At 68.8% G+C, this 22117-nt stretch carries 17 protein-coding genes; 3 read left to right on the top strand and 14 right to left on the bottom strand.

Annotated features, from left to right (window positions below):
• Positions 1–2: 2 nt before the first annotated feature.
• The 4 genes from pgfA to BKA23_RS07155 form a co-directional block, all read right to left on the bottom strand.
• Positions 3–1001: a cell envelope lipid trafficking protein PgfA gene (pgfA, locus tag BKA23_RS07170; protein WP_170226410.1), complete on the bottom strand. Its 999-nt coding sequence runs from the start codon at positions 999–1001 to the stop codon at positions 3–5.
• A gap of 117 nt (positions 1002–1118) precedes the next feature.
• Positions 1119–1676, bottom strand: coding sequence for a D-glycero-alpha-D-manno-heptose-1,7-bisphosphate 7-phosphatase (locus BKA23_RS07165; protein WP_145226777.1), 558 nt, complete (start codon positions 1674–1676; stop codon positions 1119–1121).
• The gene (locus tag BKA23_RS07160; RefSeq protein ID WP_246104503.1) at positions 1667–2308 is read right to left on the bottom strand and encodes a D-sedoheptulose-7-phosphate isomerase; all 642 of its coding nucleotides are present in this window, start codon (positions 2306–2308) and stop codon (positions 1667–1669) included. The genes BKA23_RS07165 and BKA23_RS07160 overlap by 10 nt, the downstream gene beginning before the upstream one ends.
• Complete coding sequence (locus BKA23_RS07155) at positions 2290–3372, bottom strand: GHMP family kinase ATP-binding protein (protein ID WP_145226775.1); 1083 nt, start codon at positions 3370–3372, stop codon at positions 2290–2292. Before BKA23_RS07155 ends, BKA23_RS07160 begins: the two co-directional genes overlap by 19 nt.
• A gap of 141 nt (positions 3373–3513) precedes the next feature.
• Here BKA23_RS07155 and BKA23_RS07150 point away from each other — a divergent pair, with 141 nt between their 5' ends.
• Positions 3514–4653 (top strand): acyltransferase family protein, encoded by a 1140-nt coding sequence (locus BKA23_RS07150; RefSeq protein WP_145226773.1) that lies wholly within the window; start codon positions 3514–3516, stop codon positions 4651–4653.
• On the opposite strand, the gene BKA23_RS07145 is transcribed toward BKA23_RS07150, so the two are convergent.
• From BKA23_RS07145 to BKA23_RS07135, 3 genes are read right to left on the bottom strand one after another with little or no spacing between them, the layout of a single operon-like run.
• Positions 4547–8155: an alpha-(1->3)-arabinofuranosyltransferase domain-containing protein gene (locus tag BKA23_RS07145; protein ID WP_145226771.1), complete on the bottom strand. Its 3609-nt coding sequence runs from the start codon at positions 8153–8155 to the stop codon at positions 4547–4549. The two genes, BKA23_RS07150 and BKA23_RS07145, sit on opposite strands and share 107 nt — an antisense overlap.
• Complete coding sequence (locus BKA23_RS07140; protein ID WP_145226769.1) at positions 8152–8859, bottom strand: class I SAM-dependent methyltransferase; 708 nt, start codon at positions 8857–8859, stop codon at positions 8152–8154. Before BKA23_RS07140 ends, BKA23_RS07145 begins: the two co-directional genes overlap by 4 nt.
• On the bottom strand, positions 8859–9698 hold the full coding sequence (locus tag BKA23_RS07135) for a class I SAM-dependent methyltransferase (protein WP_246104502.1): 840 nt from the start codon (positions 9696–9698) through the stop codon (positions 8859–8861). Before BKA23_RS07135 ends, BKA23_RS07140 begins: the two co-directional genes overlap by 1 nt.
• 110 nt (positions 9699–9808) lie before the next feature.
• On the opposite strand from BKA23_RS07135, the gene BKA23_RS07130 reads away from it, so the two are divergent.
• Positions 9809–11041 carry a glycosyltransferase family 4 protein gene (locus BKA23_RS07130; protein WP_246104501.1) on the top strand — a complete coding sequence of 411 codons (1233 nt, stop codon included), beginning with the start codon at positions 9809–9811 and terminating at the stop codon, positions 11039–11041.
• 65 nt (positions 11042–11106) lie between these two features.
• Here the strand turns inward: BKA23_RS07130 and BKA23_RS07125 are convergent, their stop codons facing one another.
• The 5 genes from BKA23_RS07125 to BKA23_RS07105 all read right to left on the bottom strand — a co-directional run bounded on the left by BKA23_RS07125 (position 11107) and on the right by BKA23_RS07105 (position 19307).
• Entirely contained in the window at positions 11107–11256 is a 150-nt protein-coding gene (locus tag BKA23_RS07125) for a DUF2613 family protein (protein ID WP_145226765.1), read from the bottom strand.
• 105 nt (positions 11257–11361) lie between these two features.
• Positions 11362–13152: an MmpA family trehalose lipid delivery protein gene (locus BKA23_RS07120; RefSeq protein ID WP_145226763.1), complete on the bottom strand. Its 1791-nt coding sequence runs from the start codon at positions 13150–13152 to the stop codon at positions 11362–11364.
• Positions 13152–14231, bottom strand: a complete 1080-nt coding sequence (locus tag BKA23_RS07115) for a glycosyltransferase (RefSeq protein ID WP_145226761.1) — start codon at positions 14229–14231, stop codon at positions 13152–13154. The genes BKA23_RS07120 and BKA23_RS07115 overlap by 1 nt, the downstream gene beginning before the upstream one ends.
• Positions 14228–15061 carry a glycosyltransferase family 2 protein gene (locus BKA23_RS07110; protein WP_145226759.1) on the bottom strand — a complete coding sequence of 278 codons (834 nt, stop codon included), beginning with the start codon at positions 15059–15061 and terminating at the stop codon, positions 14228–14230. The genes BKA23_RS07115 and BKA23_RS07110 overlap by 4 nt, the downstream gene beginning before the upstream one ends.
• Entirely contained in the window at positions 15054–19307 is a 4254-nt protein-coding gene (locus BKA23_RS07105) for an alpha-(1->3)-arabinofuranosyltransferase domain-containing protein (protein ID WP_170226409.1), read from the bottom strand. The genes BKA23_RS07110 and BKA23_RS07105 overlap by 8 nt, the downstream gene beginning before the upstream one ends.
• A gap of 175 nt (positions 19308–19482) precedes the next feature.
• Between BKA23_RS07105 and BKA23_RS07100 the strand changes: the two genes are divergently transcribed.
• On the top strand, positions 19483–20772 hold the full coding sequence (locus tag BKA23_RS07100) for a lipopolysaccharide biosynthesis protein (protein WP_170226408.1): 1290 nt from the start codon (positions 19483–19485) through the stop codon (positions 20770–20772).
• Here the strand turns inward: BKA23_RS07100 and BKA23_RS07095 are convergent.
• Both BKA23_RS07095 and BKA23_RS07090 read right to left on the bottom strand, forming a co-directional pair.
• Positions 20743–21579, bottom strand: a complete 837-nt coding sequence (locus tag BKA23_RS07095; RefSeq protein ID WP_145226753.1) for a class I SAM-dependent methyltransferase — start codon at positions 21577–21579, stop codon at positions 20743–20745. The two genes, BKA23_RS07100 and BKA23_RS07095, sit on opposite strands and share 30 nt — an antisense overlap.
• A gap of 27 nt (positions 21580–21606) precedes the next feature.
• Positions 21607–22056 (bottom strand): hypothetical protein, encoded by a 450-nt coding sequence (locus BKA23_RS07090; RefSeq protein ID WP_145226751.1) that lies wholly within the window; start codon positions 22054–22056, stop codon positions 21607–21609.
• Positions 22057–22117: the final 61 nt, after the last annotated feature.

Raw genomic sequence — 22117 nt, 5'->3', positions numbered from 1 at the left:
GATCAGGTCTCTTCGACGAAGGTGTCGTCGTTCTTCCGCAGGGAGACACCACCACCGTCGGCGTCGTCCTCGGGGCGACGACCGGCGGCCATGACCGCCCACACGATGCCGCCGACGATCAGCAGCACACCCAGGATGCCCAGGATCACCGGCGCCGCGATGAGCGCCTTGAGTTGGGTCGCCTTGGTTTTGTACTCATCGACGTTGGCCTTCACGGTGGACGGGTCCATCACCGTGTCGGTCTTGAGCACCGTCACCGGCGCGTGGCCGGGGATCTCCACGGTCTGAGTCTGGTTCTCCTGCACCTTCATGAAGACTCCGGTGACCGGATCGGCCCAGATCGTCCGTTGGTTGGCGTAGGTGCGGTCGGCGTTCTGGCCGGGGCTGGACTGCCCGAGACCGAACAGGAAGCCGGGGACTTCGTACTTCTCATACACGGTTGTCGGGATGTCGACGGTGTATTTGTACGTCTCCATCCCGTCGATGGTCTGGGTCCCGGAGTACTTCAGGGGGATGGCCTTCTCGAGCGTGGTGTCCCAGTAGGCGTAGGACTTGTTCTTCTTCAACCCGAACGGGAACTTGATCGTGTATCCCTCGTGTGTGGTCGGGATGTTGTCCTGGTTGTCGTCGGCGTATTTCACCGGCAACCCGGTCTTGCGGTTGATCGCGAACTGCGCGTGGTAAGCCTCCATCGGTGGCTTGCCCGCGGCGGCGTCACCGGGGGTGTTGGAGTACTGCCACTGGTCGATGACCAGGGTGTTCCCGCCTGCCTTCTTGGTGAGTTCCTTGTTGACGACGACCGCCAGTTTGGTGACCAACTCGCCCCGGTTGAACTTGAGCGTGTTGGCGTTGAAGAAGTACGCGTCCGGGTCCGACAGCGTCTGGCCGGTGTTCTGATCCTTGGGAATGACAGCGAGATTCGGGTAGGCGTAGAACTTCAGCAGCAACGCCATCGTCACGAAGAACGCGCCGAAACCGATCACGATTGCGGATTTCCGCACGGGCATACCTCCGGGGACGTTCGATGGACTGCTACCGGACAGTAGCAGTAATGGTGCGATTTGTGTCACATCGATGCGTGCGGGGGTGTGTCGCCGTCCGGACCTGACCGGGCAGCGTCACAGAAGTCGCTGCACGGCTGCCGCCAGGGATGCCGTTCCCTCTCCGAGCAGCACCGTGGTCATCCCGAGTTCGGCCGCCGGAAGAATGTCACTGGGCTGGTCCCCCACCATCGCGCAGCGCGCGGGTGACGCCCAGGTCGCTCGGCGCAGCGCAGTCTCGAACAACCCGGGCGCGGGCTTGCGGCAGGTGCAGGTGCCGACGTCGTGCGGGCACACCTGGAGCGCGTCCAGGTGCGCCCCCTGCGCAGCCAACTGGGCGACCAGAGTGCGATGCACCAGAAGGAGCCCGGCACGGGTGAGCCGGCCGGTCGCGATCCCCCGCTGGTTGGTGACCAGGACGACTCGGCAGCCTGCTGCATTCAGCCGTGCGACGGCGCGCGCCGCGCCCGGCAGAAGTACCAACCGGGCCGGGTCTGCGACATACCCCGGTCGATGGACGTTGAGGGTGCCGTCCCGATCGAGGAAGACGATGTCGTATGCCGCTGTCGGGGTGCCTGCCGCTATGGGGCCGGTCGCCTCGCCGAGCAACTCCGCGTCGGAGAGCGTCACCGGCATACGACGTCGACTGCCTCGCACCAGGTGTGTGCCCAGAACATGTGCACTTCCTGGATCCGAGGTGTCTCCTGCGAGGGGGCGAGCAGCACGTGGTCGGCCGCGCCGGGCAGCGCTCCGCCGGAGCCACCTGACAGCGCGATCGTCAGCAGGCCACGCTCTCGCGCGCAGGACAAGGCGCGCAGGATGTTCGGGCTGGTGCCGCTCGTCGACATCGCGAGGAGCACGTCGCCGGGGCGGCCATGCGCTGCAACACCGCGTGCGAAGACCTCCTCGAAGCCGTAATCGTTGCCGACGGCAGTCACCGAGCTGAGCGACTCCGACAGGTTGATCGCCGGCAGCGGGTCGCGGTCGTGGATGCACTTGCCGATGAACTCGGCGGCGACGTGACTGGCGATCGCCGCGCTGCCGCCGTTGCCGGCCACCAGCAGGGTGCCTCCGGCGACCAGCGCCGAGAGCAGTGCCTCGCCTGCTGCATCGACCCGTGCCGTGAGGTCGGGCTCGGCCAGATTCTGCGACAGGCGGGCCCAGGCTGCCAGACCGTTGCGGTGCTGCCCCGCGACGGCCGACGCGCGCTGGTGCGGCCCGACGGTGTGCAGCGCGTGCTCGTGCGACATCAGCTCTGCCCCCGCCACGTGGTCACACCTTGCTGACTGAAGGTGATCTCGGACAACGTGAGGCCGAGCTTGAGCAACTCCTGCGCCACGATGTGTCGGCGTTCGAACTCGCACACGAAGACCAGGTGGCCGCCGCCGCCGGCGCCGGTCACCTTGCCGCCGAGAGCCCCACAGCGAAGCGCCGTCGTGACAGCGGTGTCGATGAGCGGAGTGCTGATCTTGGCCGACATCTTGCGTTTCTGCGCCCACGCCTGACCCAGCAGTTCGCCGAACCTGTCGACCTCGCCGCGCACCAGGGCGACCTTCATCCGGACCGCGAGCTCTTTCTGTGCCCGCAAGCCCTCCAGCGCCTCGGACACGCCGTCCTCGTAACGCGTGCGCTGATCCTCGATGATGTGGTCGCTGACGCGGGTGTTGCCGGTGAATGCCAGCAGCATGTTGTGCTCAAGCTCGTGCACCGTGTCATCGCGGACCCGCAGCGGATTGACGATGACCTCGTTCGGCTGGAACTCGATGTAGTTGAAGCCGCCGAAGGCCGCGGCGTACTGATCCTGCGAACCACCAGGGATGCTCAGGTCCTCACGTTCCAGGCGATAGGCAAGTTCGGCCACGTCGTACGGCGTGAGGTCGAGCCCGCAGTGCTGGGCGACCAGACCGATGACCGACACCATGACGGCACTGGACGAGCCGAGGCCGGAACCAGGAGGCGCCTGGGTGTGCAGGAACAGGTCGAATCCGCCGGACGGCCGGGCCCCGTCGATGTCGCGGATCCGCCGGATCGCGGCCTTCGGCAGATCGAGCTGGCCGTCGAACTCGACCGGGTCGTCGATGCCGAAGCCGATCGCGGTGTTGTAGTCCAGCGACTGCACGGTGACCTTGCCGTCGGATCGTGGCCGCAAGGTGGAGAACGCGAAACTGGAGATTGTCGCCGACAGCACGGCGCCACCTTCGCGCTGCGGAAAGGGCGCGACATCGGTGCCGCCACCGGCGAAGGAGATCCGCAGCGGAGCGCGCGCGCGCAGGACCGGCCGGGTCGGGTCCAGGGTCGTGGAGTCCGCGACCTGCGTGTCCGGGACGGTCATGATGTGGGTGGCCTCCGCGGTGAGACATCGATGCCACCGGCTGTGGCGGGCGACACACTAACCTACTGCAGAGTAGTCACTGACGAGAGCGACGGCCGCGCTTCCAAGAGGCTCGGAAATCCGGCCTGAGAGGGTGGACACATGCCGCGGTACCGCCTCATCGACGGCCTGCGCGGGGTGGCCGCGTCGCTGGTGTTGCTCGCGCACGTGGCGTTCTGGACCGGCGCGTCGACGATGGACGTCTCCGGCGGGCTGCTCGCCCGGGGAGACAGCGGCGTGGCGATCTTCTTCGCCATCAGCGCCTTCTTGCTGCTGCAACCCTGGCTGCTCGCTGGCGCCACGAGGCCCCAGCCGTCGGTACGCACGTATGCGATCCGGCGGGCGGCACGGATCCTGCCCGCCTACTGGATCGCACTGGTCGCCGTGCTGCTCGTGGCAGTCACCTGGAGCGCCTCAGGTGGGCCGGGCTCACCGGGCACCGTGCTGGCTCACATCTTCCTGGTGCAGGGGTACACCGGGCAGTCGTATCAGGCGTTCTCCCAGACCTGGAGCCTGACGACGGAGGGCACCTTCTATCTGCTCGTTCCCGCGATCGGTGTGGCGCTCGGCCGGTTGCGGCGTCACAACTCGCGTCTGTGTTACGGCATCCTCGCCGCAGTGGCCGTGGTCGGCATCGCGATCCAGGGAGGCTGTGCTGCCTGGTCGCTGTCGCAGCCCCACGGACACGCGGGCGTGCTCGCCACCTGTGTCCTCGGCCATGCGGCGTGGTTCGCGGTGGGTGCCGCGATCTCGGTCGCAGCGGCCAACCATGACCTCGACCGGTTCGCCGCGGTCGGTGTCGGCACCTGGATCGCCGTGGGAGCGGTGGTCTTCCTGGTCGCCTCCAGTTCGCTCGCCGGACCGCGGCAGCTGCAACTGCCGACCGTCGCCGAAGCAGTCACCAAGGAGACGCTGTACGCCATACTCGCCGGAGCTCTGCTGCTGGCTGCGGTGCGCGGACCCTCCGACCAACGATGGGCCGCCGTCGCACGGGCGGGTGCGACGCGGTTCGTCGGCGACATCTCCTACGGCGTCTTCCTGTGGCACGTGCTGCTCCTGCAGCTGATCTACCTGCTCACGGGCTGGTCGATCTTCACCGGATCGTTCACCCGGGTGTTGTTCGCGGTCGGGGTCTTCAGTGTGCTGATCGCCTGGGCGTCGGCGGTGCTGGTGGAGCAGCCGATCCTGCGCCGGGTGCATCGCTCGCCTCAACGCCCCCGCGTGCCAGTGCACACAGCGTGACGGTGCCGAGCAGCTGACCGGCGACGGCTCCGGCCGACCGCTGGTCGACGACGCCGAGGAAGGCCAGTGCCACTCCGGCCAGGACGAGACCGGCCAGTGCGGTATGCCGCAGCCACCGCCTCGGCACGGCCGCAACCAGGAGCCCGACCACGATTCCCGCAAGACCACACACCAGCGTCGCGACGACGACACTCACCACCGCGGCGATGATCCGCCGCGGCGCGAGGACCGTGTGTCTGTCGTCGAGCCGCACCTGCTCGACGCGCGCGGTCAGCCCGCGCCGGCGGCAGACAACGGCGCACGCACACAGCACCGCCAGCAGCAGGACAGCCAGCACCGCTCCGATCAGCAAGCCGAGACGTTGCGGCGTCGTCGGCGTGAAATCGACGGTCACCCGCTGCGCGTTCGTGCCGGACAACCGGAACCCCTGGCGCCAGCCGTCGACCTCCACCGGTTGCAGGCGGTGGCCCGAGGCATCGGTGGCCTGCCATCCGGCATTGAAGCCCTCGTCCAGCGCGATCACCCCGGCTGGGCCGGCAGCGACGTCGACGACCCGGTGACCGGGATCGTCGGTGAGCACCCGCACAGCCCGGGTGGATCCGGTTGCCACCGTGGGATGACCCAGCAGCACCAGATCGGGTTGGACAGCAGGCGCCGCAGCGGCCGTGACAGTGGTCGAGCCCGCTGCCACGCTGAGGCCGGCACTGCAGGGCGTCGCCGCCAGCAGGCCCCCGGCCACCACGTCGCTGCGCGCCGCCGTCAGGCGGAGGTCGACGGTCGCGCCGCCGACCCGCACCCGGCCGGCCTGACCGCAGCCCAGGCTCACGATGCCGCCGGACTGTGCGAGCAGAGTCTGCAGCGCCGCGCCCGGCACCGGGCGCACCCACACCTTCACCGGCAACACCCCGGCGCTGTCGAAGGTGACCTGACGCACCAGATCCGGACCGTCCTCACCCGCCCGGGCATCGACGGACCGTTCGAGCGGATCCCGAGTGATCAACACGGCCTGCCGTGCGGGATCGATCGGATGCGGCAGCGAGATGACCGACCCGAGAGTGGCTCCGGGAATCTGCAGTTCGGTGACACCCAGCACCGGGTCGGTACTGCCGGCCGCCGCGGTCAGCTGCACGCGGACCGTGCCTGCTCGTGTGCTCGGCAACTGAACGGTCACATCGCGTCGACCGTCAACCGCGATCTGTCGGCGGACTCCGCCGACGGTGACCTCGACCGTCGACGGCAGCGAGGCCCCCTGCGCCGGCCCGGCCAGTACCAGCCGCACAGACCTGACCGTCACGACCGGGTCGAGGTCCGCGGTGAGGGTGGCGACGCGCTCGTGGTCGCCGGTCAGCCAGGATGTCGCCGGGTCAGCGTCGACTGCGGCATACACACTGGCTGCCGGGCTGACGTACGCCTTGGCGAACGGGTCGGCACCCGACGAGGAGGCGGTCAAGGCGGACAGGCCGATGAGCCGCCGAGTCGGCTGCTCGGCCACATCGGTCGCAGGTGGCAGGTCGCGCGAGCCGATGTGGTCCGGCTCGGTGTCGTCCGCCGGGAGGGTCGGACTGTAACCGAGCGCTGTCGGCACCCCGTTGTTGTAGGCCCGCCAGCGCATCGTGTCGGTCACGATGTCCGCGCTGCCGGTCGTGGAGTTGTCCAGTTGCAGCCACTGCTGCGCCGAGATCAGCCCTGCGGCATACAGGTCGAAGATCGCCTCGGGACCGCCGGCCACCGTGAGCGGGCTGCTGCCGCTGTATGCCGTCACGTCGTCGGTCGTCGCGGTCGGTGCGCCCGGCGCGGTCACGTCGTAGACGGTGAGGGCGGACGTGCCGCTGCCGAAGGTCTGCACCGCGCGGAAACCCGGTGAGGCAGCGAGGGTCCGCTGCACCAACTGCCACGGCTCCGCCTGCACGACCGAGGCGAGATCGCGCCGCAGCACGATGCGGGTGATGCCCATCCGGACCAGACCCGCTGCGAGGCTCGGTTGCGGCGCACCCGATGCAGCGAGTTCGTCGGCGACGTCGAGGATGCGCGTGGATGCCGGTATGCCGAGCGGCGCGGCCTCTCGCGTCACGATCGGTGACGTCGCCAGCGCCGACAGCGGCTCGTCCGTGGGACTGCCCCAGGTGTACGTCGCTGTGCGGGAGTTCGGCAGCAGCATCGTGGCACCACCGTCGGCGTGAGCGGCGGCATCGACGGCCGTGGCCACCTGCGACCACTGCTTCGGTATGCCGTTGTAAGCCCCCTGCGCCCCCACGCGTCCCTGCCAGATCGGCGTCATGGCAACCGCGACCAACAGGGCGAGGACGGCTGGCAGAAACCGGTGCCGGACTTTCGCCGACCGGGCGAAGTACTGCAGCAACCCGGCGAGGCCGATGATCAATGGCAGCCGGATCATCGGATCGGCCTTGTGCACATTGCGCAGCGGTGCGAGCGCGCCGTTCAGCAGCGCCCGTGCAGGTCCGGCGAACGGCCCGCTCACGATGCCGGCGTGCCCGATCGCCATGAACACGGTCGCGCCGACGACGCTCGCGATGCACCACCGGGCCAGATGACCGCGCCAGCGCAGCAGCCCCCAGGCGCCGAGCGCTGCGACGGCGCTCGTCGCGATGATCGCGGTCACCGACTGCGCGATCACCCAACCGCCTTGCCAGGTGGGGTGATTCGCGCTGTCGAGGATGTAGGCGATCCAGTCGGAGGCGCCGCGCAGATCGTTGGGCACCGATGTCACCGCGGTCGTGATCGACGCAGTCTCGATGTAGTTGAGGAACGGATAGGCGTACTTGCCGAGCACCAGCAGCGGCAGCAGCCACCAGGCGGCACCGGCGACGACCGCGACCAGCCAGGGCAGCACGCGACGGCGGCCGACGCGATGGGTGATCAGAAACAACAACGGAAGCGCGAGCACGATGCCTGATGCCGTGGCGTTGACGCCGCCCAGCGTCGCAGCGAGCACGCCGGCGAGGGCCAGCGAGCGCCATACGACCGGACGGGGTGCCCTGCGGTCGACGAGCGGTATGACGGCGACCACCAGCCAGGGCGCGAGCGCCAACGGCCAGGCCTCGATCGAGATGACCGGCAGCACGGTCAGCACGCGAGGCGACAGTGCGTAGGCGGCTGCGGCTATCAACGCGGGCGCACCGTCGGCGACGCCGAGCCGCCGGATCAACCGGTGGCTGCCGGTGAAGGCCACGACCAGCAGCAGCGTCCACCAGACCCGCTGAGCGGCCCAGGGCGCGATGCCGAGGCTGTGGCAGATTCCGAAGACCGGACCCATCGGAAAGAGATAGCCGTAGGCCTGGTTCTGCAGTTCGCCCAGGCCGGCGTGGTTGTTCCAAGCGTCCAGCGCACGGCCCAGGTAGCGCCACGGCGACACGGTCAGGTCGATCTTGGTGTCCGGCTCCGTGAGGCCAGGAGAGATCAGCCAGGGCAGCACGACGACAGCAGCCACGGCGAGCCACCACTGCACCCGATCGACGGCAGGCGCCTTCTGCCGTGTGCTCATCGCCGCCGCAGGATGAGCAGCAGGTTCCAGGTGACGATCTCGCGGACACCGGGGACCCGCAGCACGTGCCGCGCGGCGTCGGGGAGATAGCGCGGTCGGGCCGCAAGCAACTCGACGTCTGGTTGCCCGTGGGCCCAGCGCAGGCCCTGCGCGACGCTCACCCGGAACAGCGTCTTGTCGACGGTGTTCTTGGGTGCGTGACCGTTGATCCGCTCGTAGCGGCGGGCGGCTCGTTCGCCGCCCAGCCAGTGCCACGGCGACGTCTCGTGTCCACCCCACGGCGACAGCCAGTTGGTGTACGACAGAAAGACGAGCCCGCCTGGCCGCGCGACCCGCACCGCCTCGTCCGCGACGGCCTCCGGGTCGCGCACGTGCTCCCACAGATTGCTGCTGAAGACCACGTCGACACTGCAGTCGGCGAACGGCAACGACTCGGCCGTCGCGACCAGACCACCGTCGCGGACCGACGACACCGACGGGTCATAGTCGACCGGCACATACCGGGCTCCCGCAGCGCGGAACGCGTGTGCGAACTCCGCCGGCCCCGCTCCGACGTCGACGACCACCTTGCTGTCGAGGGTCGTCCACTCGTCGAGCAGTTCGATGGAGTCCGCCGCGAGCGCTCCGTAGAAGACCTCCGGCCGTGACTGTTCGAGGCGGAACGCACGGAACAACCGCACCGACCTGGCGATCCCACGCTGCATCAGTGCGGCCTCCGTGCGATCAGGTGCAGTGTGGGGCGAAGGCGTGGCGCCACAGCGCGTGCGGCGAGGACGAGCGGTGTGGTCGCCATACTGCTCACCACCGCGGGCGCCGAGGACAGCACGCCACCGGGCCGTTGCGCGGGGCGCACCAGTCGCACCAGGCTGGCCGCGTCGGTGGAGGTGCTGTCGAGTGCCGGGCGTTCGACCCGTATGTCGACCAGCCCGGCGGCCTCTGCCGCGAGAGTCAGACTCCGGGCGGTGAAGAAGCGCACATGGGTCGGGTCCTCGAGCATCCACCAGGCGGCGCCATACAGCCGCAAGCCGTCGCTGTCCCCTGCCGGCGTGAGGAATTGCACGCTGCCGCCCGGTCGCAGCAGGCGCGCGGCGAACTGCAACGTGCGCGTGGGGTCGCGCACGTGCTCGAGGACATGGATGCCGTAGACCAGGTCGGCGGAGACCGCTTGATCGGCGACGTCTTCAACGGCACAGGCGTGCAGGTCGCCCACTGCACGCACGCGCGGGTCGACCGACAGCCCCAACTGGTCGGGGTCCGCCCCGGCGACCGAGGCGCCGTCATCGAGGAATCGCCGCAGCAGAGCGCCCGTGCCGAAACCCACCTCGAAGACCGATGCAGGCGAACTGTGCCGCCGCAACAACCGGTAGGTCAGCGCCAGCCGCCACCGGTCCAGCGTCGGTTCGCCGCCGTAGGCATGATCACGGTGGCCGGCGGGGGCGCAGGCGAGTGACCGCAGCAGGTGGCCGCACCCGGAGCACTCCTGCAAAGTCGCGCCACCGCGGACATGCCGGTCGCGCAGTCGGCCGGCACAGATCTCACACACCGCATCGACCATTGTGATCTGGGTTACCTCCGAGTAGGAATGCGGTTAGTCTATCGGCCGACCTGTCAGGACCACCCGCTCCGACAGCGGTGGTCAGAAGGAGTATCGACGTGCCGGTGTCCGACACCGCGGAAGCACCGCGACTGCGCCTGTTGTACCTCTCCTGGCGCGATCGTGAGAACCCCGAAGCAGGCGGTGCCGAGACGTTCACCGAGCGCACCGCTGAGGTGCTCACCGAACTCGGGCACGAGGTCACCATCGTCACCAGCCGGTTTCCCGGCAGCGCCGCCGTCGACCGGCACGGCCCGGTGCGCGTGCTGCGACGCGGTGGCCGGTTCACCTGCTATCTGCGCGGAATGCTGTATGCCGCCCAGCACCGCGACGACTTCGACCTGATCCTGGATGTGCAGAACGGTGTGCCCTTCTGGAGCCCGTTGGTCACCGGGACACCGGTCATCAACATCGTGCATCACACCCACCGTGACCAGTGGTCGGTGATCTTTCCCCAGCGCGTCGCGCGTATCGGGTGGTTCCTCGAATCCCGGGTCGCTCCGTGGGTCTACCGCCGATCGCGCTACGTGACCGTCTCTCAGGCGAGCCGTCGCGACCTCGTCGGGCTCGGCGTCGACGCCGATCGCATCGACCTGGTGTATTCCGGCAACGACCACCCCGCGGATCTGCGGCAGTATGCCGATGTCCCGCGCACGCCGGCGCCGTCCATCACCGTGCTCGGGCGGCTGGTGCCCCACAAGCAGGTCGAGATCGCGATCGACATACTCGCCGATCTCACCGTCGACCAGCCGGAGTTACGGCTGAACGTTGTCGGTGAGGGCTACTGGCGCGACGCTTTGGTCGATCACGCACACCAGCGGGGCGTCGCCGACCGGGTGGACTTCCACGGCTTCGTCACCGAGGAGCGCAAGCATCAACTGCTGGCCCAGTCATGGCTGGTGCTGATGCCCTCGCACAAGGAGGGCTGGGGATTGACGATCGTCGAAGCGGGTCTGCACGCGACGCCGGCGCTGGCCTTCGAGCACGCCGGCGGACCCACCGAGTCGATCATGCACGGGCTGACCGGGCTGCTTGCGACCGACGCGGACGAACTGACCAACCAGGTGCGGGTGCTGCTCACCAACCATGACCTGCGGCACCGGCTGGGCGTGACCGCTCGCGAGCACGCGCTGTCCTTCGACTGGCGTTCGAGTGGTGCGCAGTTGGAGCGGTCGATCCGGTCGGTGCTGGGTCAGGTCGAGCGACCGGATTCACCCCCCATCGTGGCTCCCCGGCTGCGGTCGCTGGACGAGATCGTCGCCGAACACGAATCGGCGACGCCGACACCCTGATCACGGGAGTCGACATCGCCGATGTCGAAGTTCTTCTGTGCGGTGCGCACGGCGCCGCGGTCAGATCACTGGTTGTAGGTGATGGCGCCCTTGTAGGTCTGCGGCTGGGTCTGCGAGCCCTGCTGCTGCACCAGGCCGAAGATCGCGACGGCAGCAAGCAGCGCGCCGACGATGGCGCCGCCGACGTTGTAGATGATCTTGTTTGCCGGATTCATCCGCGCCTCTCCTGGACCGATCACGCCCAGGGGAACGCCCGGGACGTCGATGCCGTATCAATGACTTTCGGCTCAGCATAGCAAAGCAGGCCCTGTTCGACAGGCCTAGAGATCCTCGTGGCGCGCGCTGGTTCCGGCGGGCGGCCCTGTCGCCGAGCGCCCGGCGGACACACCTGCCACGCCGACGAGAAGCACCGACATACCGGCTAGTAACCATCCGGTGTAACGGAACGGCCCGTCGTGGCCACCGGACACATGAACCGGTCCCAGGTCGTACAGGCGCAATCCGTCGGCGGCGACCAGCACCCGGTCGCCCGCGAGGTTCGGCAGACCCGCGGCCACCGGCTGATCGGTCTCGACCAGCACATAGCGCACCCCGACCGAGCGCAGCACCGCGGCGACGTCGCCATGGTCGGCAAGCGCCTGCGTCACCTTGCGCGCGTCGGGGTCGTCGCCCGGAACGACACCGCTGGTCAGCGGCAGGGCATCGTTGACCAGCACCTGCCGGGACACCAGCCGCTGCCACGGGTCGAGCAGCACGCGGTGTCCGTCCCAGGCGTAGCTGCGGTATTGCGTCCACGGAAAGACCGCGACCCCACCCGGTGGCAGCCGGTCGATCTGCTGCGCTGTGTGCACGTATGACGCGGGGTAGTCCACGGCCTGCCAGCGCCCCCAGGCGCCCCACGCCATTCCGGTGAGGGTGATCAGCGGCCAGGCCGCGAGCGCCGCGGCAAAGACCAGGGCGGTGCTGCGCTGCGCGCCGACCCGGATGCCGAGGTCACGCGTGCGTTCCACCAGTTGTCCGGCCAGGACCGCCACCAGAATCATCCAGACGGCGTCGAACTTCTGGGCATCGCGCAGCAGGCCACCGCCCGGCAGGTCGTTGCCGAGGATCGTCATCACGTGCGAGCCGCCGGGCAGCGCGCTGGCGCCCGCGAGCACCAGACAGATGACCCCGGCGATGCCGAGGCCGGCGAGGGCCGGGCTCTGGCGCCACACCCGGCGGCGGACCGCAACCACGACGGCGACGACCACGACGAGCAGCGCCAGCCCGGAGACCACCACCGAGGAGCGGGCCGAGAACCACACCCCCTGGTTCCAGATGCCGCCGCCGGTGAGCAGTGAGCCGATCACGCCGTATGGCGTGTCGGCGCGTGCCATGAAGGCGGTCACCCCGGCGCTGCCGCCGGGCGGCGTCGGCGCGAGGAACAGATAGGAGAACCACCACGTCGCATCGGCGAGCAGCCAGATCAGCAGTGCCCAGCCGATGTCCCGCATGCTGCGGTGCCACGACGGCCGCGGCCCCGGTGCGAGGAGCACGGCGAGCACCGCGATCAGCCCGAAGACCGCGCCGGTCGACCCGGTGAAGGCCAGCACCACGAGCCACACCCCGAGCCGGAAGCGCCCACGGACTGCACCGGATCGACAGCCTGCAGCGGCGCTCACCAGGAAAGGAACGCATGCGTAGCCGAGCAGGTAACCCCAGTGGCCGATCGCCAGACGCTCAGCCAGATAAGGATTCCAGGCGGCCACCAGTGCCGCGGCGACGGCACCCAGCCGCGTGCGCATCAGCCCGGCGGCGCCGGCACCGACTGCGACGAAGACCCCGATGAGCAGCACCTTCTGCACCACCCAGCCGGGCGCCAGGTGTGACAGGACCGCGACGTCGAAGTCGTTGGGCACGGCACGTGGCACCGAGCCGTCGACGCCCATCGTCCGGTCGCTGAACGCCAGCCGTGGCACGAAGACCATGTCGTAGAACAACAGGTATCCCGGCCGCAGGGCCGGCCCGAGCGCCAGCAGTCCGCACACCAGACCGACCAGACCGCCCAGCGCGCGGTGGTCCGGTCGGGTCGACCGGTCGCCGCGACCGGGCAGGGCCAGCTTGACCCGCATCAGGCTCGCTGCGCCTCGATGTCGGCGAAGGCGTCACCCATCCGTGCGCACTGCGTGACCAGGTCGTGCTCGGCCACCATCCGGGCCCGGTTGGCCGCGCCGACGCGGATGCGCAGGTCGCGATCACGCAGGAAGGTCAGCAGCGCCTCGGCGACCGCCTCCGCGGAATCCTCGACCAGCAGATTCGGCGGGTGGACGGCCTCGTCGTTGGTGCCGCACCGGGTGGTGACCACCGGGATTCCACACGCCTGAGCCTCCAGATAAGCCAGGCCCAGCTGCTCGGTCCACTTCCAGGTCGGTCGCGGTGCCGTGCAGAAGACCGCTGCCGAGCGCAGCAGCTCGGCGACCCCGAAGGCATCCAGGTGTCCCATCAACGTGACACCGGTATGCCGGTCGGCTGCCGCGGCCGCGACCTTGTCGCGCAGCGGACCGTCGCCGGCGACGAGCAGTCGTGCCTGCGGGATCTCGCGACGGACCAGCCGCATCGCGGCCAGCACCCGGTCGATGCCCTTGTTCGGAGCCAGTGGCGAGGTGAACACGACTGTGGGTTCGAGCGCCGGGTCATCGGCGGGAGCAAACATCGTGGTGTCGACGCCGGGTTTCACCACCCGGATCATCCGATCCGGAAAACCGTTGTCCAGCAGGTGATTTCGCGCAGCATCAACCATGCACAACAGCAGGTCCGCCGATCGGCACGAGTCGAGCGCATTGCGATAAGGGGGCAGTTTGTACAACGGCTGGTGGGAGAGGTTCTCCCAGGTGATGACCGCCTGCAGCGGCTGTCCACCGCGGCGCCAGTCGCTGGCCTGACCGGTCACCAGCGAGCACAGCTCCAACGACGTGACCCAGTCGTATGCCGCAGGCTCCTGCCGGTCGAGGCCGTCGATCCAGGCGAGGGCACCCGCTTCGACGAAGCGCTTCACCGGCCGCCGATAGGTGCTCGGGATCCAGGTGATGTCGCCCACCGGCTCCTGCGCGGCCAGCGCGGTGACCTCGGTGCCGGGCATGCGGCTCATCCAGTAGAGCTCACGACGCGCGCGTTGATCGGGCAGCGACACCCACAGCATGCGCCGCGTCATACGTCTCGCTCCCCTCTGCGGTCATGCTGCCCACGACGGGCGCCCAGTGCATAGCCGACGACCTCCAGACTACGCAGCAGCACCATGCCCGCCGCGTGTGCCGGATCGCGGGCCAGCAGACGCCGGTTGACGACATACGCCCGCAGCACCGCACGGCCCTGGGTGCTGACGGCGCCGTCGTGGCGGCCGGCGAACGCCGGGATGCTGCGACCGTAGTAGTAGCGCTTGCTCAGCACGTCACGGACGGTGAGCCTGCCCTCGTCGTGGTCGACGATGATCGGTGCCAGTTCGATGCCTTCGCCGGCGGCGCGCATCCGCAACCGCAGATCGGCGTCCTCGGGCCCGGACATCGCCAGGTGGAATCCGCCGTCGCCGGCCAGGTACTCACGGCGCACCAGGCGCGGGTTGTGCAGCAGCGGCTGGTTGAGATAGCACTCGCGTTCCAGAGCGCGGCAAGCTGTCCAGAAGCCGGAGCCGATCGTGCGTTCCGGTAGTGCAACGCCCGTCGCTCCGGTTGCCGTCGCCGTCGCGACCGCGACCGCGACGCTGTCCGGCGGCAGCATCATGTCGCTGTCCAGCCACAGCACCCACTCCCCCGTGGCGCGCTCGATGCCCAGGTTGCGCTGGGCCGACCGCTCCGGCCCGCCGGACAGCGCGATATCGGCGAGTTCGGTTGCCACGTCGAAGGTTTCGTCGGTGCTGTGGTTGTCGATGACGATGAGTTCGATGCGCGGGTAGCTCTGTTCGCGCACAGACCTCAGACAGGCGCGGATCGTGCGCCGGTTGTTGCGGGTCGGCACGACGACACTGACCAGTGGCTGCTCAGGCATCCGCGCTCCGACCGCCGGGAGCCTGCTCGTCAGGCGAACCATCGGACCCGTCGTCGGTATGCCGCCGCCAGTCGCCGCGCAGGGCGCCCGTCAGACCGACGACCAACCCGGCGCCGGCGAGGTAGTTGGGCCACATGTTCCGCGCCACACCGTCAGCGCTCAACTGCCCACGCAGCGGCCCCAGTGCGATCAGGTAGACCACGATCGCAGCCATCAGCAAGGCGGCCCCGGCGACCTGCAGGCGCCAGGCACTGACCGGACGCAGACGCAGTGTGCCGACCACCACCAACGCGGCGACGGCCCCGGCCGGGCCGACGAAGATCGCACCGCACACCACCAGGGCGATCTCCTTCCACACCCGCGGGAGACGGATGCGACGGTTCGTGCGCCCGGCGACCGGATCGAGGTCGTCGGGGTCGTCATCGTCATACGGCTCGGTGTCGTCATCGTGCCCCCGCCGGCGGCGTACCCGCCGGACGAAGGGCTGGACCGCCAGTGCTGCTGCGGTGAGCACCGCCACGATGCTCACGCCGAGAGTGACGTCGGCCTGCACCTGCGGGCCGTAGTGGATGTCGATGGTGTAATTGCCGCCCTTGGGGATGATCCAGCCGACGGAGTAGCCGTCGATGATCTGTGGGGTGCCCAGGCTCTTGCCGTTGGCTGTGGCCTGCCATCTCGAGTCGTAGCTCTGGCTGATGACGACGGCGAAGCCCGCCGCACTGCTGACCGTCAGCTTCTTGCTGGTGGTGCCGTTGGCGATCACCGTGGTGCTGGGACTCGGGGCGACCGTCGAGGCCGTCGGTGTCTGCACATCGATCAGGTTGAGCGAGTCCAGGGTGAATCCGGGTGCTTGGTCGATCTGGTGCTGACCCGCGCTGACCTTCACGGTGCCGCAACCGACCCATGCGGTGCCCTGTGAGCTCGCACCGGCCAGGGTCTGGGTGGCCGGACGCATCCGCACCGGGGATCCGTCGATCGTGGCCACCGTGATGCACCGGGGGTCACCAGCCCCGGCCCGGGAGATGGGCGTGGTCGTGGTGGCGTGCATCGTGACGCCGGTGGCGATGGAGGGAAAGGCGGGCGGTGCACCGGCCAGGTCGCCCGAGGTGGAGTCGATCGTCATACGCACCGTTCGCCCGGTCACCGGCCGCCCGTCGACTGTCGGAATCGGGATCGTGGTCGTGCCGTTGCGAGCCAGGGTGCCGGTGCCGACCGCCTTACCGTCGACGGTGATGGTCACCCGACCGGCGTAGAGCGTCTGGTCGCCACTCGGATCGCTGGGAGCAGCGTGCTGGGTGATGGCGACCGAGGTGATCGCGCGTCGCGGGCCGGTGATCTGCCACCAGCCGCCCTTGACCGACCCGCCGGGCACCCAGGCGGTGCTCGGATCACCGTCGGCCGCCATCGAGGCGCGCTCGGAGGGATTGTTGAAATAGAACCCGGACGAGGACGCCTGCACCGAGCTGGAGTACCCCGCCACCTGGTCATAGACGGCTTCGAGGGACCCTTGGACGCGCACGGCGGCCATCGTGTCGAAGGTGCGTGAGTCGGGCAGTGTCACTATTCGGCGCAGCGAGATCTCGGGGTCGTCCGTGGTCGATCCGGAGGTTCCCTGGTCGCGGGTGAGCAGGACGTCCAACGGCGTGCGGTCGAACACGGCGCGTTGCGCGGGCGTCAGTTCGGAGTACTGCCGGGAGAAGGTCAGCGGCGTGCGGGCGGCCTGCTGGGCCAGCGGTCCGGGCATCTTGATGTCGCTGATGCCGACGAGGTTGAACCCGGACCCGCGGGTGGAGTCGATGGTGACCGTGACCTTCGAGGCGGCCACCCCGCCCAGGTCGAAGGTGGCGTAGCCGCTGTCCGGAAGTGTCTGCGTGACGGCCTTCCCACCGGCGCGGACGGTCACCTTGTCGATCTTGACGCTGCCGACCTGCGCCTGCGCGATCTGCATCGTGTCGATGGTCACCGGCGCCGGTTCGGTGATCGTCAACACCTGCCCACGCGCGCGGTTGAAATCGCCGAACAGCCATGCGCTCGAGGGGTCGCCGTCGAGGGCGTTCGCGGGCACCGCATACGGCAGGTCGAAGAAGGCGCTGCCCTCGGACGTCGCCGTCACCTGTGCACCGGAGCGCACCAGCACCGTCTGGTCGGCCACGTCGGTGCCCAGCGTGCGGGTGGGTCCGTCGAGTGGTTGGTCCGCCGCCAGCAACGGGCCCTCGTTGTCGGTCAGCCGGTTGGTGATGGCCAGCCGGCGGGCGTTGGTGTCCGACAGCACCAGCGTGTGGTCGCCGCCGATGGAGTCGGCCAGTTGCGACGCGCTGAGGTTCTGGGCGTACTGGAACGTCGGGGTGGACCCGAGCAGACCGGCCGCGGTCATGGCCGGCACGGACCACCCGTCACCGGCGACGACGATCGAGTTCGAGATCGGCTGCGCGCGCAACGAAGTGGTTGCGCCTTGCACGTCGTACTGCTGCAACGGCGGCAGGATCTCCTCGCCGTATGCCGCGGCGTTCTCATCGGGCGCTACGACATACTCCCCGGGCTGCCCGTAGTTGGCGACACCGAACAGACCAGGGTCACCGGCCAACTCGGCGCTGGTGGTCGCCGGGCGCGCGCCGCCGTCGTCCTCCCACTGCATGTCGTGCCGCAGCAGGACGGTGCCCGCTCCCAGATAGCGTGCGTATGTCGACACCAGCGTCGACGGGCCGACATCGTTCTGCAGCGTGGCGTCCATCGACTGCAGGAAGTTGCCTCCGGGCGCGGACGCATTCGGGGTCGTCTCAGGGATGATGACGTTGCGGGTGAACAGCGAATTCGCAACGTCGTCAGGGCGTTCCACCGTCCAGCGGTAGTCGGCCTGCGTCTGGCCCGGCAGGAACAACACGCTGGAGTCGGGGTTGCCCTTGTCGATCGCGGCGGCGGCCTGCCGCCAGTACGACGGGATGTTCATCGGCGAGGTGTACAGCCGGTTGGTCAGCGCCGGAAGCGTCCACGCCACCACCAGCAGCACCGCCATCATGGCCGCGATCGGTGCGAAGAAGTCGTGCCTCATCAATCGCGGACCGACCGCGGCAACGGCGGCACCGAGCGCGATGGCGAACGCCAGTGCCAGCACCGCACCGACCTTGTTCGTGGTGCGGAAGGCACCCATCCCCGGCAGGCTCAGGAAGTGCTGGAAGGCGTATCCGAAGGGCGATGCGGTGTGATCGGCACCGGGGAAGGCACCGACCATCACCACAGCAGCGATCGCGATGCTCAGCGCGCAGATCCGGCGCATCGCCCGAGGCAGCCAGCGCAGGGCCAGCAGAGCCGACGCCGGCCACAGCATGGTCAGCACGATCATGACCGGGCTGGTGACATAGACGGTGTCCTGCGGCACCCATGGCCCGTTGCTGTCGTGACCGTAGAGCGGCCACAGGCCCATGCCGCGCAGCACTTCCGGGAAGGACGACACCTTGGCGATGCCGGTGATCGTCTCGGACTCCCCCACGATCTGGTTGCCGGTGCTCAGCGCGCCGAAACCGGGCTCCAGCCAGTAGACCGACACCCCGACGACGAAAATCGCGCACTTGCCCAGCGTCAGCAGAATGTCGCGCCAGCTGATCTGCCAGTCCAGTCGCGCCACGACGATGATCGGCAGCAGCGCCAGCAGTTGGAAGACCGGGACGACCGCGACGTTCATCCCGCTCATCGCGAAGAACGTCAGACCGAACATTGCCGGCCAGGCCCACCCGCGCGGGTCACGCACCCTGTTGCCCGTGGTGTGCACCGCCCGCACGAAGCAGAGCAGATTCCACGGAAGCAGCGCCATCGGCAAGGCGATCGCCAGGGTCGCGCCGGCCTGGATCGTGTAGGGATTCGCCAGCACCAGGACGCCGGCGGTCAGTGCTGCCCACCGTCCGGCGCGCGGCACCAGCCGCCGGGTGAGCCGGACCGTCCCCCACGCGGTGAGCAGCCAGAGGGCGAAGTGGAATACCTTGTAGGTCCACTCCGGCGACAGCCCGATTCCGCGAAGTGCCGCGGTCACGACCAGCACCGGCACCAGGCCGACGTTGAAGTTGGGGGACCCCAGGTATGGCGTAGCCGTCCATGCCGACAGGTATTGGGAGATCATCCGACTCGGCGCGAGATACACCTCGGGCTTGATGTCGGTGTAGAAGGTTCCCCACCCGTTGAGTCCGACGATCAGCGCCAGCAAGAGCACCAGAGCCGCGACGGTCAGCCGGTAATTCGTGGCGGTACGTCGCAAGATGGGATCTCTCCGAACGGTCGATGCGCTCGGCTGCGGTGGGCGCAGGCGGGCAGGGCGCCGCCAAATATAACCGCTGAGTAACCTGAGTCACGTTTACCCCGGCATGTGGGGCGAACTCCACAGGTTCCGATCAGCCTGCGCAGACTCCACCGCCGACCGACGAGGCCAACCCGTGGCACCCACTGTCCCCCACCGGGCGCGCAAGCCCGCGCCGACTGCCCTCAAGGGCGCGGTTCTGGGTGTGGCGATGGGGATGTCGAACGCCCTCGGCTATCTCGTGGTCATGCTGCTGTCGCGCCCGCTGGGACCAGCCGAGTTCGGTGGTTACACAGCGCTGTCGACGTATGGCGTGTTGCTCGCGATCCCGGCCGGCGTCTTCCAGGTGGTCGTGGCCCGGAGATTGTCACGCCGCGCAGGCGACGCCGACGGGTCCGGCGCCGGGAGCGATGCACTGCAGACGACCGGACTGGCGCCCGCCGCCGTGCTGGGTGTGGCCTTCTTCGCGGTGACCGCAGCGATCTCGGCGCCGCTGGCGGAGGCCTTCCATCTGCACTCCGCACTGTCGGCGGTGCTGCTAGGGGCGATGCTGGTCCCGATGATGGTGACCGGGTGCTTCCAGGGCATCCTGCTGGGCCGCCACCGGCTGCGTGCCCTGTCGGCGCTCTACCTGATCACCGCCGTCACCCGAGTGGTGGCGGCAGCAGCAGCGGCCATCGACCACCTGGACGTCACCGAGGTGTTCGCAGCGATGTTCCTCGCCGCGGCGGCGACCGCCGTGGCCGGTGCCTGGCTGTGCCGTCACGACATTCGGCTGGTTCCACCGAATGCGCCCGGCGTCGCGGCGGAGATGCTGCGCTCCAACAGCACCCTGGCGGCATACGTCGCACTGACCAACATCGACGTGTTGTTCGCCCGGCACTTCCTGTCGCCGCACGAGTCCGGCGGCTACGCGCTCGCGTCCACCTTCGGACGGGCCATCTGCTGGGGCACGCAGTTCGTGGCGCTGTTGATCGTGCCGCGCATGCACGGTGCCGATGCCGCACGCACCCTGCTGCGCGCGAGCGCTCTGGTGCTCGGCATCGGGCTGGTGGGATTCGGGATCGTCGCGATCGATCCGCAGTGGTGGATCACCGTCGCGGGCGGCTCGGACTATCGCGAATTCGGGCACTTGGCACTGCTGTTCGTCGTACTCGGTATGGCGTGGGCGGTCGCACAGATCTGGTTGTTCTCCGAGATGGGTGCCAACCGTGGCATCCTCGGCGCACTGACCTGGGCGGTGATCGTGGCCGAGGCCGCCGCCATTGCCGTCTGGTTGCACCACAACGCAGCACAGATCGTCGGCACCTGCCTGACCGGCGCCCTGCTGATCGCGCTGACCGGCCTGGTGCGCGTCGTGGCACGCCATCGCACCCGCCTGGCAATGCCGGAGGAGTCAGTGATCGTCGTCGCCGATCGCCCGTGACCGGCCCATCACCACTGCCGCCACCCGCTTGGTGATGCCGGGGAACCGGTCGGCGACCGCCCACGCGGCATGGTTGAGGCGGTCCTGGACCCGCGTCTGGTAGATCCGCAGTCCCTCGTCGACCCGACTCATCCGCGTCCGGCGGCCCGTACGCCGGAACACCAGCGCGTGCAGCCCGTTCGACCAGCGCGGGTCGTCGGCGTGCGCGGCATCCCAGGTGGCCGCGACCGACCAGCCCGGATGACGCCGCAGAAAGATGCGGTGAGCGCGCTGGACCACCGGCCACGTGGCGTCGTCCACAAGCACGAGCGCCTCGTCCGCGAGAAGCGGCTCCACCGCCGCCAGCGCCAGGTAGTGCGACAACAAGGTGTGCTCGCCGTCGTAGAAATAGACGCCGACCGGTGCGTCGACGGCTCCCGGCTGCGCCATCAGCGTGAAGCAGTCGCCTTCGAGCAGGGCGATATCGGCGGATGCGGCATACGTGCGCAGGTTGTCCTCGAGTTCGGCGCGTGCCTCCTGACCCGCCATACCGAACTCCAGAAAGTTCTCCATCGCGTAGAACTTCTTGCCCTCGTTGCCCGCGACGGCGCCGACGAGAGAACGACCTTTGAAGGTGCCGACCTCCAGGTAGGCCTCATGTTCCGGCAGCAGCGCGGCGGCGGCATTGAGGACGGCCAGTTCGTTGGGTCCGGTGTAGCCGGCGACGTCGGTGGCGATGCGGGTCCATCGAGGGTCGAGCGGATCGCTGGTCTGCGGGTCGCCGGCAAATGCGGTGCCGAGGTGATCGAAGAAGGCGGACGTGTCCATAGCTGCTCAGTGCGCGATGCGGTGACGTCAGTCCCTGTCACCGGAGGTTGGGCGGCCAGGCTCCTGCTGGTGCTGCCCGTCGTCGGACGCCTCGTCCTGACGTCCGTGGTCACGCTCGTCAGCGCCGAGGCCGTCGTCCTGGCGCGACTCCACCACGGCGTGGCGCACCTGGGTCTGGCGGTCCACCCCGAACATCCATGATCCGAGTGCCGCAGTGATGATGCCGACGCCGACGAACAGGTAGGTGCGGAAGAGGTTGACGTGGGTGAGGTCCTGACAGGTGGACGTCTGGAACGTGCCGGACGGAGGATGCGCCGCCGACCCGCACCCGAAGATGCCGTTGGCACTGGTGATCTTCACGGGGAGGAAGTAGTAGTAGACCCCCACCGCGACCAGCGCAATCGCGATGAGCACGCAGATCTTGCTGCCGTTGCGCAACCTGATGACGGTACGGGTTTCCACGGTCGGTGCAGACATGCCGGGAATACTAGTGGCGCACACCACATCTATCGCTACCGGCTAGTACGATCTGGCCGTC

The organism is Rudaeicoccus suwonensis (assembly GCF_007829035.1).
Classification (GTDB): domain Bacteria; phylum Actinomycetota; class Actinomycetes; order Actinomycetales; family Dermatophilaceae; genus Rudaeicoccus; species Rudaeicoccus suwonensis.
This window is presented reverse-complemented; position numbering and strand designations above follow the sequence as displayed.

Excerpts from the sequence above, each read along its gene's own strand:
- BKA23_RS07165 (WP_145226777.1), bottom strand. The coding sequence starts at position 1,676 with ATGCCGGTGACGCTCTCCGACGCGGAGTTGCTCGGCGAGGCGACCGGC.
- BKA23_RS07155 (WP_145226775.1), bottom strand. The coding sequence starts at position 3,372 with ATGACCGTCCCGGACACGCAGGTCGCGGACTCCACGACCCTGGACCCG.
- BKA23_RS07150 (WP_145226773.1), top strand. The coding sequence starts at position 3,514 with ATGCCGCGGTACCGCCTCATCGACGGCCTGCGCGGGGTGGCCGCGTCG.
- BKA23_RS07145 (WP_145226771.1), bottom strand. The coding sequence starts at position 8,155 with ATGAGCACACGGCAGAAGGCGCCTGCCGTCGATCGGGTGCAGTGGTGG.
- BKA23_RS07140 (WP_145226769.1), bottom strand. The coding sequence starts at position 8,859 with ATGCAGCGTGGGATCGCCAGGTCGGTGCGGTTGTTCCGTGCGTTCCGC.
- BKA23_RS07125 (WP_145226765.1), bottom strand. The coding sequence starts at position 11,256 with ATGAATCCGGCAAACAAGATCATCTACAACGTCGGCGGCGCCATCGTC.
- BKA23_RS07120 (WP_145226763.1), bottom strand. The coding sequence starts at position 13,152 with ATGCGGGTCAAGCTGGCCCTGCCCGGTCGCGGCGACCGGTCGACCCGA.
- BKA23_RS07115 (WP_145226761.1), bottom strand. The coding sequence starts at position 14,231 with ATGACGCGGCGCATGCTGTGGGTGTCGCTGCCCGATCAACGCGCGCGT.
- BKA23_RS07110 (WP_145226759.1), bottom strand. The coding sequence starts at position 15,061 with ATGCCTGAGCAGCCACTGGTCAGTGTCGTCGTGCCGACCCGCAACAAC.
- BKA23_RS07095 (WP_145226753.1), bottom strand. The coding sequence starts at position 21,579 with ATGGACACGTCCGCCTTCTTCGATCACCTCGGCACCGCATTTGCCGGC.
- BKA23_RS07090 (WP_145226751.1), bottom strand. The coding sequence starts at position 22,056 with ATGTCTGCACCGACCGTGGAAACCCGTACCGTCATCAGGTTGCGCAAC.